The organism is Acinetobacter sp. ANC 4648 (genome assembly GCF_002135345.1).
Lineage (GTDB): Bacteria > Pseudomonadota > Gammaproteobacteria > Pseudomonadales > Moraxellaceae > Acinetobacter.
The window spans coordinates 67,895-84,878 of sequence record NZ_NEGI01000008.1 but is presented as its reverse complement, the minus strand read 5'-3'; the positions used below and the strand labels follow the sequence as shown (position 1 = coordinate 84,878).

Here is a 16,984-nt window from a genome sequence, read left to right as displayed (position 1 = left end):
TAAAAAAGTGGATGTGAAACTCACCAGACCTAAATCTATTTTTAATGTTTCCAAAACTGATTTTATCGCTATTATTAATGGTGCTAAAACTGTGAAAGAAATGCCATATCAGCAATTTTTCAATAACTTTGACTTCCAGAATAAGCCTATTAATCTTTTATATTAATACAACGAAGTCGAATCTAGTCGTTTAATTTTAGAGATATAAGTTTTAGATAAAATAGAATATCTAAGAGTGTAGCCTATACAGCTTTGTTTTAGCTAGAGTTGTATTATGAAAGTTTATTCATAATACAACTCTAATGAACATAATACTTATTATGCAAAATCCTAAGTAATCTTCACCGTTAGATCTGATGATCAAGTTTGATAAGAAACAATTTAAGTCGCTCTATTTCTTCATGGTTGCCTATGTCTAGATTCTGAATATGACCCAGTACGTACTTATTGTTGTCATCAAAGCTAGTTTTTTAGATATGGCTCTATTTTTATATAAATAAAACCAATGGTTTAATTTAAATAGTTAAATATTTCTGATGGTATCAACCTTATTTTTTGACTTATAATAGAGGATTAATGTTGGATATAGTTTTCATATCCACAAACTATTTGTTCATTTATTTTGAAACTATCGATGGGACAACTTAGTTAAGTAAAATCATATAATTATCTATAAATATTGGATAAAGGCACATTCAATGAAACTTATTAAATATTCATTTATAATTTTGGCCATCGTCTCAGTATCTGCTTATACCATGAGTGACCGTCAGTCGTCACAGTTTCAAGTCAAAATGCAAATCACCGAAATTTGTGATGTTGGCACGAGTTCTTCTTCTGATATAGATTTTGGTACCATTTCTCGTAATACACAAGATGTGCAAGCGACAGGAAGTCTGAATGTTTCCTGCACCAATGGCACACCGTATCATATTGCTTTAAATAGTGATGGTACGCTAAAAAATACACATGATGTATCCTTGAAACTTCCATACCGACTCTATCAAGATGCATCTATGAGTAAAGAATGGGGGAACATCTCAGAAAATCGGTTTTCGCAACATGGTACAGGACAACCTCAAAATATTCCGATTTGGGGAAAAGTGCCGAATACGAATGTTCCTGCAGGTCAATATACTGATAGAGTTACTGCGACCATTACCTATTAATTGTTATGAGTAACTTAGAGTTGCTTAATAAGTTAAGGTCACCGTAATAGTATCTGAATATTTCCCCACACTATTGATATTTTGCGGTGGAATTACGGCATAAACGGGTATGGTCTGATTGGTAACAGCATATGAAACATTACCCTGCCAAGCACTCGAGAGCCCTACATTCTGATATAAATTGTACTGAATATAACTGCCCAAAGCATTTTTCATACGTCTTTGTGAGCCTAATGGATTTACCCCATTATCTAGACTTACCTTCATGTTTGTACCGGTAGGACATGCCAACTGAATTATTCCTGAACGAGATAATGTATTATTAAACCGCTCTACTGCACCAAAATCTATGTCTGAAGCCGATAAGATTAAACAGCTATTTTCATAATTAGAATTGACGTTCATATAGTTGGTTGCCATATGTTGGTTCGCTAAAGTTTCTAAGTCTGTCGGTGCATCTAAGCCATAACGATAAGCATAGTATAACTTCATGGTCATATTATTGGTTTTATAGTAACCCGCAGGCACATTTTGTCCTGCAAGAACCTGACCATACATTTTAATTAATGTGCTGGGACTTCCTGTATTTGCTGTTACTTGAAAAGATTGACACTGAGCCGTGGTTTGAGCATCGGACTGTGGTATTTTTCGTGTGCGTGCTACATCATAATATAAGTTATAATTTAATAAAGGTGCAGGATAGGTATCATAGCTAAGCATTGCACGGGGGTCTTTAGCTGAAGGGTCAATACTATCGACAACCATACACATCTTATATGTCACTGGTTGAGTCCAGTTTGAATTGCAATTTACGGTAATATCGGTAGATGCCGTTGCCGAGCCTTGTGCATTAGCAGTCCCTAAGCTCAAATTTCCACCACTGACCCAGCAACTCTCTGCATAAGCTGACGAATACGCCATGCTACAACTTATTAATAATAAGCCTGCACCAGCTAAAGATTTAATATAAACATATGCTTTAAATAGATCAAATCGAAGTTTTATTGACATACTAGCTTTCCTAAATCACTAAAACCCTTGAGAGCAGAAATATCAGGAAGATTCACCTGACATTGACTCAGCTGATCACCAATATACAGTTTATTATTTTTTACATCATCTAAATACACCATACCATCATGTGCAACAATAGTCTTAGCCGGTTGCTGCATGGTTGGTTCTGTATCCCAAACAGCTTTACCGACTGCTAGGTTCTGTCCCATATAATCGACTACTTGTAGTTGGACTGCTTTGACTTGATACATTGGAAAACGAACAAATACACCACTTGCCTGACGAGGCACAACATCTTGCTGGGTTGTTTCGATTTTTAAATTAATCGGTAAATCTAAGGTATCCACCGCAACACTATTATGCTGATATGCATTTAGACGATCGAGTAGCAAATAACCTTTACGATTTGTTGTACCAATTAAACGATTTTCAAGCCGTACAGGTACATCCGCAACTTTATCTGTAGAGACGATGGCGAATGAACCATTACTCAAACGTGTGGGAAGTATCACATCTTTAAGAATCACTAGTCCGCCGTTAACTGAAGCATATGCACTCGTATTATTTTGTTGGCCCGATTCGGTATGTTGCACATTAAACTGTGCTTGCCCATAACGGCCGAGGTAGTCTACCTGCCCCTGAAGTTGTGAGTATTGATCTGTACGATTGGCCATAGTTTGCCAGCCAAAACCTCCCTGATCCTGATCGACAGCATGAATGATATTAATACCGAACTGATTGTTATTATTGCTACGTTGTGCAGATGCAGTGGCAGAGTTACGTTTTTGCCAAGGAATATTCAATGATAGATAGTAACTATTGTCTTTATTAATCAAATCACGACTATAACTTAAATTTAGGTTCATACGTTGTGGCAAAATGTAAGACCAGTTAAGCAATACAAATTTATTATTCTGTTCAGCATATTTTTGCTGAATATAGCTACTTCCAAACTGACCAATTGAGGTATTCAATCCCATGTAAAATTGATCTGACTTACTCGCAAATTCTGCATCACTCAAGCTAGCAATATCATTAAATTCACCAAATTGTCGCATACCATTATAATTTAGGCTCATTAAGGCAGAATTCCAGCTATAACCGAAATTTAATAATTGCCCATGTTGCTCAGACGTACGACTATAAGCATACGAGAGATTCATCTGTCCTGCACGTTTCCCCAATTGATAAACGCTACCCACTCCCGCCTGTTTTAATTGTTCGGTCAGTTCAGTGTGTGTTTCAAGGGTGAGAGTATTCGATACTCCATAACGGTAGCTGCCACTAAAGGCAAGATCTTGTGCATAATCAAATGAAGAAATGCCATAATTTAACTTTGGATAACCTAAATTAAAAGACCAGTCATTTAAGCCTTGTGCAAGTAGATTATTCGCACGATATAGAGAAAAGTTTAGTACTTGTTGTTGTCCATTAATATCAGTAATCACCATTTGTGCATTGCCTACACCAGTAATACTAGGCACTGATTGAATATCGAACTGCCCAGGTACAACATTTTGTGACGACTGCTTTATGCCGTTAATGATTAAATCTACTTGTGAAGGTAATGCGACCTGACCTTTAAAGCTCATTAAAGGAGTCGTTACCGTATAGGGCTGTAAAGCAAAATTTTTCGATACACTAAGACCACTTAACCGCGTAGAGCGTGTCCATGATAATGCATTGCTTTGTGCATCCCCTAGGCGTAGCCTTAGTAGTTGTTCAGGGAAGTCTTTTTCCCAATACGTGTCCAGTATATGATGATCTGTAAAGGCATGATCCCGATATTGATAATTTCCAGATAGGCTAAATACCCCACCTAGTAGACCAAAAACACGTAACTCATTCCAACTATTTAACGAAAATATATTCTCATTCTGTTGAGCAAAAGCAGTGTAATTAAGTAGGACACCCGTTTTTTCCTGCGATGGATTAACTTTTGCTGCAGGCTGATTCTGATAGCCATATTGATTTTGATTCGTCAACAGCGTAATAGGAACTTGAATAGAGATTTTTTGATTTGCTTCATCATAGTCATAACTTAAACCTACAATCTGATCAAGCGCAACATAGGCCATCTGATCAATCAAAATTGGCTCGGTACCAGTAATCATTGAGAAATTTTTTAAGGAAGCCGTATCAATATATAACTGTCTACCCTGCTGTAAAAAATGACCGATTTGAGTTTGTGCCGACTGATTTAGTTCAACATCCAAATACAGTTCCTGTTGAATTGCATTACTTGTATCAGATGTATCTTGTTCCGCAAATGCTGTCGGTGTAGTGATCACTATTATTCCAGCAAGGAATAAGTGACTCATTTGAACATTCAATGATCAGAAACTCCCCAGAGATTATTCTGTATCAAGGTGATAGTGGTAGAACTTGTTCACGAACATCCATATTGACTACAGCGACAAACTTCCCATCAGGTTTAACATTTATATGATTTGGAATGTTCCACTGCATACGTTGCCCACTCAAGACATAACCCATTAATCCCATTTGGATCAACGTTTTTTTGCCTTGGGCATCAATATAAGCAAACTGACTAAAGCGTTTATAATGATCAGACTGATTGCTGACTGTGAGTGTGTGTGGCGTGTATTTAAAGCTTATACCTTTCAGTGATGTTATGCCTTGATTTGTATCATTACTGTTTGAGACCTTAAAAAAAACAGGAATTGAGTATTTTAATAATAATTGTAGACCACTTTGTGTTTCAGCTTTTGAATTAGGTAGCTCATCTACGATTAGACGATAAGCTTGCTCTGTAGTATTTACTGTTTTGACATTGCGAATCAATCGAACCAATTGCCGTTGTCCCGCAGGTATGCTAAGTACCATAGGGCTTGCAATTAAATCTTTAGATGCTGTTAAAACATCTTGGTCATTACTTTGTGTCCAAGCGTTGACTCTAACCTGCGCACGAATACTCTCATCACCAGTATTGGTCAACCAAAGTTCTTTGACTTTTTCCTGTGGTGAAAATTCTAGTAAAATAGGCGCAACCTGCAAGCTTGCAGCCTGCGCCTGTGTCATAGAAATACTAGCTGCCAAGATTCCTGCACCACACAAGTGGAAAAGATAAGATAAGCTTGCTGTATTTTTCATGCTGATACTCTTTTCGTTAAGAATATCCTGAGGATAACAAAAATTAATACGTTACTGTAGCTGTGACTGTATCCGCATAGTTACCAGCACGTACATTTGTAGAACCAGATATTTTAGCAACTACAGGAATCGCCTGTACACTACCTGAACCAGTTGCAGAATATTTATTATTGTCGTTATTCCATTGTGCTGTGTCAGTAGACGCTTTAAATAGTTGATACGCAACACTAGACGTAGAGTCAGTTGCATGTGTCATTTTTCCGCTACCTGATAAACCAACACTGTATGGTGTCTGACTAGTACAAGTTACGTTTAAAGTACCTGTTTTATCAGTCGCTGCAACACCACTATTCACACTACCAAAATTAATATCTGTAGCATTGATTGCACACGTTGATAAAACTTCAACTTTTACTTGGAAGTTTGCGGTTGCAGCAGCATTCGCATGACTGACTACAAATAATCCAGAAGAAGCTAACAATGCAGCAGTGATAAAGTTTTTCATATAACGCCCTAAAAAATAATGAACTGGATAGTTAAAAAAGCAATTTTCATGTAAAAAATTGCCTATTATTTTTCAATAGTTTGATGAATAATGTCACTACTAAAAAATATAATGTGAAAAATATCACATTTTTTTATTTTTTCAAGACTTTTTTACAAATTTTATTGAAATATTCTGCCAGTCGTTTTATATACTCTTTTACATATTATTAATTTTTATTACCCCTTCTACTTGAGGATTTAAAAAGTCGTAGATGGGTATTAATCTGTATTTTTGATATATATTTAAGCCATGTTGAAAGTTAAATATTGGTATTAAAAACACCCTACTTGAACATTTTATTCCTTAAAAAAACACGTTTTACTATTGATTATTTATTAAACTTTAAGCAAAAAAATAGCAATATGCTCTGTAGTTTCATCTTTATAAAGCAATTTTAGGTTCAATTAATAAAGCCGATTACGAAACAGCCAAGCCGCTAAAGGTAGCGTAATTATCGCCATAATCAGCATTGGCACAAAATCAAAGGCAATATCAGAAAAAACTGCGCCTTCTAAGTAAACTCGTCTAACCAAATCAATCGCAAATCGTAACGGATTTGCATAAGTGAGTATCTCTAGAATGGCAGGCATATTTTGAACAGGCGTTAATAAGCCTGAAAGCAACATCAGTGGCATAATCAGTAAAAAAGTATATAGCATTGCCTGCTGCATATTAACCGCGATAGCAGAAATAGAAAGTCCCAAACCAACCACAGCGATATTAAAACTCAGTAGTCCAAAATAAAGTAATCCAAATGATCCATGCATTGGAATTTTGAACCAAAATAAAATAATCAATAAAATAATACTAGACTGTATTAAGCCCACAAAAATTGGCGGTAATGCTTTGCCAATAAGCAGTTGCATTGGGGTGTACGGTGTTACTAAAAGCTGATCAAATGTTCCTTGTTCTCTTTCTCGCGCAACAGAAAGTGCTGCGAGCAAAAGCGTTTGTATCATACTGAGGGCGGCAATCAGGGGTGGCATTAGTCCCCAACGAGAGTCTAAGTTAGGATTATACCAAACGCGTGTATCGAGTGAGATGGGTGCAGCAGTCTTTAAATATTTTTGATTATAGCTGTTAATAATAACCCCCATATAGGATGCTGCTACTCCAGCAGTAGATGAGTTTCGACCATCTAAAATAAGTTGAATAGGAGAGATTTGATTTTTATTTAATTTATTTTCAAAATCTGGAGGTATAGAAATCACGGCTAATGCTGTACCCTTACTAACAACATTAGCAATCTGATTGGCTGAATTAAGCGTTGCAGTCCTTCTAAAAAATCCTGATCCCTCTAAATGCGATATTAACTCATGTGAGGCCGCACCATTACTTTGATCAAGAATTGCATAATCAACATGATTCACATCATAGGTTGCAGCATAACCAAATAATAATGCTTGTAATAATGCAGGTGCAAATAGAATCACTCGATTAGCAGGTTCTTTAAAAATTGCTAAAAATTCCTTTTGAATAAGAAATATTATATGTTTAAACCATGCCATGATGCTATTCATAGTCTTACCTTAATTTTTTTCTTAAAAATATTCGTGAAGCATTGATTAAAAAGATTGCATAAAATAATAAAATCCCACATTCCTTAAAGAAGAGTGTCCAATCATTTCCTGCTAAAAAAAGCGTTTTAATTAAGGTCATGAAATGAGTGGCGGGCAATATTTGACTGACGATTTGTATGAAAATAGGTAAATTTCGTGTATCAAATACAAACCCAGATAACATTAAAGCTGGCATAAAACTTGCGATTAGTGCAACTTGGCTGGCTAAAAATTGACTTGAAGCAATTCCTGAAATTGCTAACCCGAGTGCTAAAGAGACGATCAGATAAAGAAAAGATGCTGTAAAAACAGCCAAGATAGATCCCCGAATAGGAACATCAAAGATGAAATGTGCGGCCAGCAAACAAATGATTAAATCAATCGTACCCACTACAATGTATGGAACAAGTTTTGCGATCACTAGTTCTATCGGTCGTACAGGTGTGACAAAAATTGCTTCGAGGGTTCCCCTTTCTCGTTCTTTCGCAATTAATAAAGCAGTTAAAAATGCTCCAATGAGCGTTAAAATTAAAACGATTAATCCGGGTACAAGAAACCAAGTACTATTGCCAGATTCATTAAACCACAAGCGCTGTTCTATGCTGACTGTGCCAAGGATTGGTACAGCTATATGACGATCTGCTTGTATATTCAATGACGTTGAAACTGCACCAGCAACATATCCTTGTAATGCCGTTGCAATACTAGGATTAGCACCATTGAGTATAAGTTGTAGATGTGCATTGCCTTGACTTAAGCTTTGAGCATAATTTGGTGGAATCGTTAAAATTGCATCGTTTTCATTTTTTAATAAGGCTCTTTTAGCAGCATCGAATGAATTAAATTGCTCTATTTTAAGATATTTTGTGTCTTGTATTCCTGATAATAATGTATTGGCTTGTGGTGAGTGCTGTTCTACAACCACTGCGACTCGCGCGTTGGTTAAATCAAAAGACAATCCATAACCAAATAATAAAATTAGAATAATGGGTAAGATTAATCCTACAGCTAAATTACTTTTATCTCGTAACAGTTGCCGTGTTTCTTTCCGAATGAGTGCAATTAAGCGCAGAAAGGATTGTTTCATTCCACAACCTCTTTATTCTTTTGATTAATGGCACGTGCATTTTCTACAATTGCAATAAAGGCACTATTCATATCACATGCATTTTCAAGTCCTGCTTGTTGTCGGACTTGTGCTGGTGTACCTAAAGCCAATAATTTACCCGCGTCTTGGATGGCAATCCGATCACAATATTCGGCTTCTTCCATAAAGTGAGTAGTGACAATAATCGTGATGCCTTTATCGGCTAGTTCACCAATGGTGTACCAAAATAAACGTCGAGCGAGTGGATCTATTCCACTGGTTGGTTCGTCTAAAAATACAATTTCTGGTTGATGTATTAGTGCAACAGCCATAGATAAACGCTGTTTATAGCCACCGGGTAAATCACCACTTTTGTCATGTGGGTTTAAGTTAAATTGCTGTAATGCAGCTTCAATATGTCTTTTAAGTTTTTGACCTCTTAGACCATAAGCCCCACCAAAAAAATGTAAATTTTCCTGTACCGTGAGACTGCTATACAAAGCAAATTTTTGTGAAACATAGCCTATACGGGCACGTGCCTCAGCGCGTGCAGTTCGTAGATTTAGCCCCGCAACTTCTAAAAAACCGCTGGTCGCTGGTAATAGTCCGCATAGCATTCGAAAAGTTGTCGTTTTGCCAGCACCATTTGGGCCTAATAAGCCAAATATTTCACCTCTTTTTACTTCAAATGATACATTTGCAACTGCCGTAAAATTTCCAAACTTTCTCACTAAATCTTGAACAATAATTACAGCTTTATCCATATTTTTTGATGGATTGTCTTCTGAAACGATTTCAACTTTTGCTATTTGATTTTGTTGTATTTCTAAGTTAGATTTTGCCTGATGTAATAACAGCATAAAGGCATCTTCAAGTTCGGGTTTTCTTGGTTTAGCTAATGCCTCATCAGATAGAATATTTGCAGGAATATGTTTATATTGAGCTTTAGTGATAAATCTGACCGTATTGCCTTTGGGTACAGCATCTGCAATTAACGCAGTATTTTCAAGTAATTTTGCTTGTACTTTTCTGGCTTGAATATACTCTGGTGGCTTAACCTCCCAAGTCAAACCTTCAGCTTTTATGGTTAATTGTTGTGGTGTACCTTGAGCCAGTATTCGACCCTCATATAAAATATACACCTCAGCACATCGCTCAGCTTCATCCATATACGCTGTGCTAATAATAACACTAAGTTGTTCTTCACGAACCAGTTGTTCAATAATCCCCCATAAATCTCGACGAGAAAGTGGATCGACACCAACGCTAGGTTCATCAAGTAATAATAATTCTGGTGACCGAACCAAAGTACATGCTAAGCCTAATTTTTGTTTCATTCCACCTGATAGCTTGCCTGCAATACGTTCAGTAAACTGGTTTAAATCAGTAATTTTAAGTAATCGATCAAATCTTTCTTTTCTGATATGTTTAGGTACGCCATGTAAGTCAGCATAAAGTTGTATGTTTTCCATGACACTTAAATCTTCATATAGACCAAAGCGTTGTGGCATATAACTAATACGATTTTGAACAGATTGAGGATCGTTGAATACATCAGTCTCTAATACCGTTAAACTGCCAGAAGTTGCGGTATATAAACCAGCAATTAAGCGTAACAAGGTGGTTTTACCAGCACCATCTGGACCAACGAAGGCAATAATTTCACCAGCATCAATTTTAAGATTTAGATGATCTAGCGCTATTATTTTTGTTTTTTGTTTTTTATCAGTAGCAAACTCCATAAGCAAGTCACTAGCGATCACAACATGTTTATTGTTGGGCATAGCCTTAATCACTCTTTAAAGGTGCATTGATTTTGACAGTGATCGGCTGTCCCATTTTGAGTTGATCTACTGAGTCATTTAGATATACTCGAACTTCATAAACTAAATGAGTTCTAAGCTCATCTGTTTGCACCGTCTTTGGTGTAAATTCTGCAACTGAGGATATATAACCCACTTTTCCACTGATTGGCTGATCAGGTTTGGTATCGTTGTAAACTTGTGCCTGCATGCCCATTTGTATTCGACCCAAATCACTTTCATCAGGATAAATACGTGCCCATTTAGGTGAAATTAATGCAAGTGTATATACCGCATTCTGTGGGTTGGTCATATCTCCAGGCTCTTGCAAACGAGCCCGAACAATAGCATCTACAGGCGAGCGTAAGATACCTTGTGCCACACGATATTCTAAAAGTTCCAAATTGGCCTTTAAAGCATTATATTGAGCAACCGCAGCGTTACGATCTTCTTTTCTAGCACCTTTTAGAATTAAATCTAAATTGGCTTTACGCTCTTTAACTGCCGCTTCTGATGCACGTTGATTGCTTTTTACTAAATCTAATTCTTGCTTACTTAATGCTTTTCCCTCCGTATTTTTATCCAAAATTTGTAACCGTGAATAATCTTCCTGTGCTTTTAATAAGCTTGCTTCTGCAGAATTTAACTGAGCACGTGCTTGGGTAATTTCTTCTGGTCTTGCACCTATTTTTTGTTCTAAAATTATTTGTTGCTGTACATCTACTTGAGCTTTTGCTTGTGCTGCCTGAAATTGTAATACAGTAGTGTCCAGTTGACCCAGTATTTGGTCTTTTTTTACCTGATCACCTTCTTGAACATTTAAATATTGTATTCGTCCAACTTCGGAAAATGCCAGTGAAACTTGCCGAATATCAATATTTCCATATAACGTGAGTACGTTATCAGAACTCTCTTTTTTATAATATTGCCATATAAAAAAACCAGCGATTAATAAAATAATTATCACAATTCCTGCGATCACTAATTTTTTCATACTTACTGATCCTTTGTTAATTATATTTTCAGTAAAAATATAGTTTAAGTTCAATGTAAATTGAGTCTTTGTAAAAAGATATGCTTTATTCTGTAAACAATTTGATCTGAATTTATAAATAGTTAAACCAAGGTGGAATCAAACAAGTTGAATACGAGAAAAGTAATTAAAGTATTAATAGTTTAAGTAAAAAGTTAACTTAAATTTTTAATATTTATATTTCTAGCTGGTTCTTGTCTTCTTTATTTTGATAAAAAGTTAATCGTGTTTTAATACCTTTATTCTTCATAAAATAATAGGGGTGAGAAAATATTAAATCAAATGCTACATTTTACATATCTCTAAGTTTTGTTTTGGCGGAGTTAAATTCCACTCCAAAACAAGAGAAGTAAGTAGGTAATCTGCCCTATTTCTATTATTAAAGCTTAGTTTAGATAAGGGCCAACAATTGCTATAGTGTTTCAAAACTTGTCAGTAGACTCTTTATTTAATGGTAAATATTGCAAATATATATAGCATATACATGCAGCTTATTGGAGGAACGTGATTCTGCCGAGTAGCACGCATATAATTCTTCTCAATTTTTAGAATAAAGATGTTCAATATTTAGATAAAATTTATTCAATTATAAATATACTGTACTGATTAGTAACTGAAAAACAAACAAATTATTTACAATATTAGTATAATTCTCAGTATAACTTTAGTAATTTTTTTGTATTGAATGATGAGATTTCTCCTCTCAAATTTGTATTTTGAAGGAACTCTCTAGATAAGACACTGAATTAATCTAGTACTGATAATGAGAATGAATTTACATGAAAAAAATTAAATATTCTTTAATATTTTCTATACTTTTAGGGCTTACAGCATGTGGTGGAGAGAGTGAAGGTATTTCAAATGAAATACCACCAAACAAAGCTACGAATATAGCGCCTGTTGCAATCATTCAATCAAAAAACACTGCTATACCTATAATCGTCGTGGTCGGATCTTCCATTGTATTGGATAGTTCTGAAAGTACTGATGATCGTTCGAGTACTCTCACATATCAATGGTCAGTCAAGTCAAAGCCTGAAAATAGTTTTCCTGCTATAGGATCAACCAATACGCAAACTTTTAATTTCATTCCTGATACTGTTGGCAACTATGAAATTAGTTTGATCGTCAATGACGGTGAACTAGATAGTCCAATCAGTGTTGTATCTATACAAGTTGTTGAAAAACAAAGCACTCAACCACCTACTGAATTGGGTAAAGTCGTGTTCCGTGATGGTTTTTGGACAGGGAAAATCAATGTAGATAAGGAAAATGTTAACGCGAATGACTACACATGGAGTGCAATGGCACTGAATATGGAAAATCGTAGTTCAGCAGAGATTGTCAAAGATCCTGCGGGTAGTGATCAGAATGTTGCCAAATTTATAGTTCCTGATGATGGTCAATCTTATAGAGCAGAAATCCAGAGAAAGCAGTTCAAATGGGGGCATTATAATTATTCAGTTTCCCACTACGTTCCCTCTACATGGCCAATTTTTAAATATGGAACAATTTTAGCCCAATGGCATGGGTATAGTTTAAACAATAAAAATCTAAACCCACCTATTGCATTCGTCCTAAATGGGGAAAAACCTGAATGGCAGCTCCATGTCTATCATTTAAAGCCACTATCTTCGCCTTTAGATGTACCAGAAACAGTGTTAACTCGTTATATCCTTGATGTGCCCGTAACTTATGATCAATGGAATAATTGGAATTTTGATATTCAATGGTCGCAGTTAGATGCTAATAATCAATTGATTCCAGGTTTAATTGTGGTGAAACATAATGATAAAGAAGTCGCTAGAATTTCTGGAGAAAATAACTATCATCAAGCATGGCCGCCCTATTTCCAAATGGGAATATATAGATCAAGCTGGAGAGAAGGTGCTCTTCTGAACCGCCCCATAGGAGGACAACCTATTGAGGTCTTTCATAAAGATGTGGTGATCAAGGATCTTAATTAGTTGCATTGATTGTGTTGCATAAACATTTAAAACTTAAAAATATTTGAGCATAGATATACTTTCAATTAAAAATGGAGCTTTTAAGCTCCATTTTCTTTATCAGGAGTTTACAAGACGAATCGCTCGACAATAACAGTACAGCGAGTTATTCATTAATTCGACCGATAAACCTTAATCCTACCCCTGATTCCGTCATAATATATTTAGGATGAATTGCATCATCACTTAACTTACTGCGTAATTTTGCCACTAAAATACGTAAATAATGTGTATCTTCCTGATGTGTTGGGCCCCACAATTCTTTTAAAATTTGGGGTTGAGTAATAAGTTGTCCACTATGTTGCGCGAGTAACATTAATAATTGAAATTCTTTTCGCGTTAAAGCCAGCAGTTGATTTTCTATAAAAACTTGACGCTGTGCAAAATTAATTCGGAGAAATCCATCATCAAAAATAGCTGATTCAACTTGAGTTGGTATATTTCTTAGCATTACTCGAATACGTGCCATGAGTTCTTGCACGTTAAACGGTTTAGTCACATAGTCATTTGCCCCAGCATCTAAAAGTGCGACTTTTTCTTCTTCACTCGAACGAACGGAAAGTATAATCACGGGAACTTGTGACCATACACGTAGCTCTTTTAATACCTCTTGTCCATCTAGATCGGGCAATCCTAAGTCCAAAATAACCAAATCTGCACCATGTAAAGCAAGCGTTTCTAGACCCTGTTGTCCAGTTTCTGCCAAAATGGTCTTATATCCTTGAGCACGTAAGGCAATATCTAAAAATTTACGAATTTGAGTTTCATCATCAATGATTAATATATTGACAGCATTGCTCGACATATCAAGACTTTTCATCATGCTTTATTTCTCTTTTATGCCATAATTTGCTGTATAGGAAGCAAGATGCGAATACATGTTCCACGATTATTTTTTGCAGAAGTTGCTGAAATTTGCCCCATATGAGCCCCAATAATCGCTTTAACAATGGTTAAACCTAAACCAGTACCATATTGTCCACGATCACCGCGCTGCATCGTGTAAAACATATCAAAGATTCGATTACGCTCATCTTCTGGTATGCCTAGGCCTTGATCACTAATGGTAATTTGAACCTGTGTATCATCAATTTTTTTGACTTCAATTTCAACTACTTCATCTTCGGGTGAAAACTTTGCCGCATTTTCTAAAACATTAAAAATTGCTTGTTCAATTAATGCAGCATGTACGAATAAACTAATTGTGGCTTCAGGCATCACAATATGTACATCGACTTTTGGTAAATATCGATTTAACCTGCGTACTGCGGAGCCGACTAACTCATCCATCCCAATCCAATCGCGTTTTAAGCTTAAGCCTTCATGACCCAAACGTGTCATATCTAATAGATTCTGGATATAACGATCTAAACGCTCACCTTCCAATTGGATAGCCTCAAGTAAACTATTTTGATCAGCTTCATCCATAGAGTGTCGATAATTACTCAAAGTCTCTGCAGCACCAATAATTGATGCTAAAGGTGAACGTAAGTCGTGTGACACGGATGATAATAACGCAGAACGTAATTTCTCTGTTTCAGATGTGACATTGGCAATTTCTAATTCTTTAGTAAGCTTAGCCCTTGAAATTGCTTGAGCAATATACTCAATCATAGTTTCAGTTAAGCGTTTTTGTTCAACACTAAGATTCTTTATTTCATAGTTAAATTTTACGCCAATGACACCTAAACATAATTTAGATGCCAAAAGTGGTAAAAACCACCATTCATTTTCAGTCAGAGTTTGCGTGAAACGACCTGACGGTTGATGATTAGCGATCGTCCATTCGGCTGATATTTTTTCTTTCTCTGAAAGTTGTAAATGATTTGAATCATTGACAAGCGCCTCTTGATTTGGAATATAGAATAAAATTTCTGCCTTTAAATTTTGCTCTAAACTTTTCTTTGCAATCACATGCATTTGTTCTAAATTTGCGGCAATAGAGAGTTTTTGTCCTAAATCTTGCATAATACTATTATAACTATTCGCAGCTTTTAACGCCGTGACTTGTTCTCGTAATCGAGAAGCCAAACGACTGGCAATCAGTGCAGCAGCTAAAAAAGCCACAACCGTAATCACACCCTGATGTGCTGAAATTTGTAAGGTATATTTAGGTATAATAAAGAAAAAATTATAAGCCAGAAAAAAAATGATGGCTGAACATACTGCTGCTGTCATTCGTGTTTTTGATGCAACAAAAACCACCGCTGTGATAAAAACAACCGAAAGCTCTTCAATGCCAAGCAGTTTTTCTCCAAGACTTGCGATCACAATACTAATAATTGTCGTTAATAAAACAAAAATAGACTCTTTTAGACTTAAAAATAGATTTTTGGGAAAACTATGTTGAACGTGCCTGATTTCTGATTGAATCGGAACAATACTGAGTTCGAAATTTGGATGATGTTGTAATATTTGTTTAATCAAATTTGGTTTTAAGCTAAACCGATGTTGTTTCTGTTGGGTTTGTGCCACGACTAAGGTTGAAATGCCGCGTTCCAATGCAAATTCAGATAAAATTTTAGTGTGTTGTTGGCCATATAAAATTTCAGTCATTCCACCCAGTTGACGACTGAGATTGAGCGCCCGTTCGATTTCTCTACTTTGAGCATCTAATTTTTTATGCTGGTTTTGATGTTCATCCATAAACACCACGACCGTCCAAGCGGCTAACCGATTTTCGGCAATCCGACAACCTGCCCGAACCAAGGCTTCAGATTGTCCTAATCCATCCAGCATAATCAAAATATGATTTTTGAGTGGAATAGGTATTAGCCCATGTAAAGCAAAGTTTTCCCGGACATCACTATCGACATGACTTGCAACTGTTTGCATTGCCAGCTCACGTAAAGCCGTCAAATTGGAAGCATTGAAAAAGCCTTGTAGCGCATGTTGTATTTGTTCAGGAATATAAACTTTACCCTGATTTAATCGTTCTAAAAGTTCATTCACAGGCAAGTCAATTAAACGAATATCGCGAATTCGGTCAAAGACTCGATCTGGCACGGTTTCTTTGACTCGAATACCTGTAATCTGATAAATCACATCATTTAAACTTTCTAGATGCTGAATATTCATGGTGGTAAAAACATCGATACCAGCATCAAGTAATTCATTGATATCTTGCCAGCGTTTTTCATGCCGACTTTTAGGTATGTTGCTATGCGCAAACTCATCTACCAATACAATGTCAGGTTTCTGGTAAAGAACTGCATCCAAATCCATTTCTTCAAGAGAATGCCCTTGGTATTGCATTATTTTTCGTGGAATTAAAGGTAATCCTTCAATCAGTTTTTCAGTTTCTAAGCGACCATGTGTTTCGATATAAGCAATAATAATATTTTGCCCTTGCTGAAATAAATCACGGGCGCGAACTAACATCGCATAGGTTTTTCCTACCCCAGGGGCCGCACCTAAAAAAATGGTTAATCGCCCTGACTGATAGCGTTGTGCATGTTGCAGTAAAGCATCTACTTTATTATTTCGATTTTCAGTCATAAATCTATCTTTTTAAAATAGGAAAAAGTCATCTGGTAGATCATTCTTTTATTCACTCTATTCATAAAATTCCTAGCGCAAAACTGAAACGGTCTAGGGAAAATATATTTCAAAATCTGGTTCATCATGTTGCAGTAATTAAATCAATAAATATG

12 protein-coding genes are annotated in these 16,984 nt (G+C 36.0%); 2 read left to right on the top strand and 10 right to left on the bottom strand.

What is annotated here, in order from left to right; genetic code table 11:
- Positions 1-698 precede the first annotated feature (698 nt).
- Positions 699-1,169, top strand: coding sequence for a spore coat U domain-containing protein (locus B9T27_RS13250; RefSeq protein WP_086207286.1), 471 nt, complete (start codon positions 699-701; stop codon positions 1,167-1,169).
- A gap of 24 nt (positions 1,170-1,193) precedes the next feature.
- Here the strand turns inward: B9T27_RS13250 and B9T27_RS13245 are convergent, their stop codons facing one another.
- From B9T27_RS13245 to B9T27_RS13210, 8 genes are all read right to left on the bottom strand, one after another.
- Positions 1,194-2,180: a spore coat U domain-containing protein gene (locus B9T27_RS13245; RefSeq protein WP_086207285.1), complete on the bottom strand. Its 987-nt coding sequence runs from the start codon at positions 2,178-2,180 to the stop codon at positions 1,194-1,196.
- Positions 2,171-4,504, bottom strand: coding sequence for a fimbria/pilus outer membrane usher protein (locus tag B9T27_RS13240; protein WP_086207284.1), 2,334 nt, complete (start codon positions 4,502-4,504; stop codon positions 2,171-2,173). The genes B9T27_RS13245 and B9T27_RS13240 overlap by 10 nt, the downstream gene beginning before the upstream one ends.
- Before the next feature lie 43 nt (positions 4,505-4,547).
- Positions 4,548-5,297 (bottom strand): molecular chaperone, encoded by a 750-nt coding sequence (locus B9T27_RS13235; RefSeq protein WP_228146219.1) that lies wholly within the window; start codon positions 5,295-5,297, stop codon positions 4,548-4,550.
- A 43-nt stretch (positions 5,298-5,340) separates the two neighbouring features.
- A complete protein-coding gene (locus B9T27_RS13230; RefSeq protein ID WP_086207283.1) occupies positions 5,341-5,802 on the bottom strand; it encodes a spore coat U domain-containing protein in 462 nt (153 codons plus the stop codon).
- Between the two features lie 446 nt (positions 5,803-6,248).
- A complete protein-coding gene (locus tag B9T27_RS13225) occupies positions 6,249-7,364 on the bottom strand; it encodes an ABC transporter permease (RefSeq protein WP_086207282.1) in 1,116 nt (371 codons plus the stop codon).
- 4 nt (positions 7,365-7,368) lie between these two features.
- A complete protein-coding gene (locus B9T27_RS13220; protein ID WP_086207281.1) occupies positions 7,369-8,490 on the bottom strand; it encodes an ABC transporter permease in 1,122 nt (373 codons plus the stop codon).
- Positions 8,487-10,274 carry an ATP-binding cassette domain-containing protein gene (locus tag B9T27_RS13215; RefSeq protein ID WP_086207280.1) on the bottom strand — a complete coding sequence of 596 codons (1,788 nt, stop codon included), beginning with the start codon at positions 10,272-10,274 and terminating at the stop codon, positions 8,487-8,489. Before B9T27_RS13215 ends, B9T27_RS13220 begins: the two co-directional genes overlap by 4 nt.
- Positions 10,275-10,278: 4 nt before the next feature.
- Entirely contained in the window at positions 10,279-11,286 is a 1,008-nt protein-coding gene (locus B9T27_RS13210; protein ID WP_086207279.1) for an HlyD family efflux transporter periplasmic adaptor subunit, read from the bottom strand.
- Between the two features lie 818 nt (positions 11,287-12,104).
- On the opposite strand from B9T27_RS13210, the gene B9T27_RS13205 reads away from it, so the two are divergent.
- A complete protein-coding gene (locus B9T27_RS13205) occupies positions 12,105-13,292 on the top strand; it encodes a heparin lyase I family protein (protein WP_086207278.1) in 1,188 nt (395 codons plus the stop codon).
- A gap of 145 nt (positions 13,293-13,437) precedes the next feature.
- Here B9T27_RS13205 and B9T27_RS13200 read toward each other — a convergent pair whose 3' ends face one another.
- Both B9T27_RS13200 and B9T27_RS13195 read right to left on the bottom strand, forming a co-directional pair.
- Complete coding sequence (locus tag B9T27_RS13200) at positions 13,438-14,151, bottom strand: response regulator (protein WP_416224408.1); 714 nt, start codon at positions 14,149-14,151, stop codon at positions 13,438-13,440.
- Positions 14,152-14,168: 17 nt separating this feature from the next.
- Entirely contained in the window at positions 14,169-16,829 is a 2,661-nt protein-coding gene (locus B9T27_RS13195) for a sensor histidine kinase (protein WP_086207276.1), read from the bottom strand.
- Between the last annotated feature and the right edge of the window lie 155 nt (positions 16,830-16,984).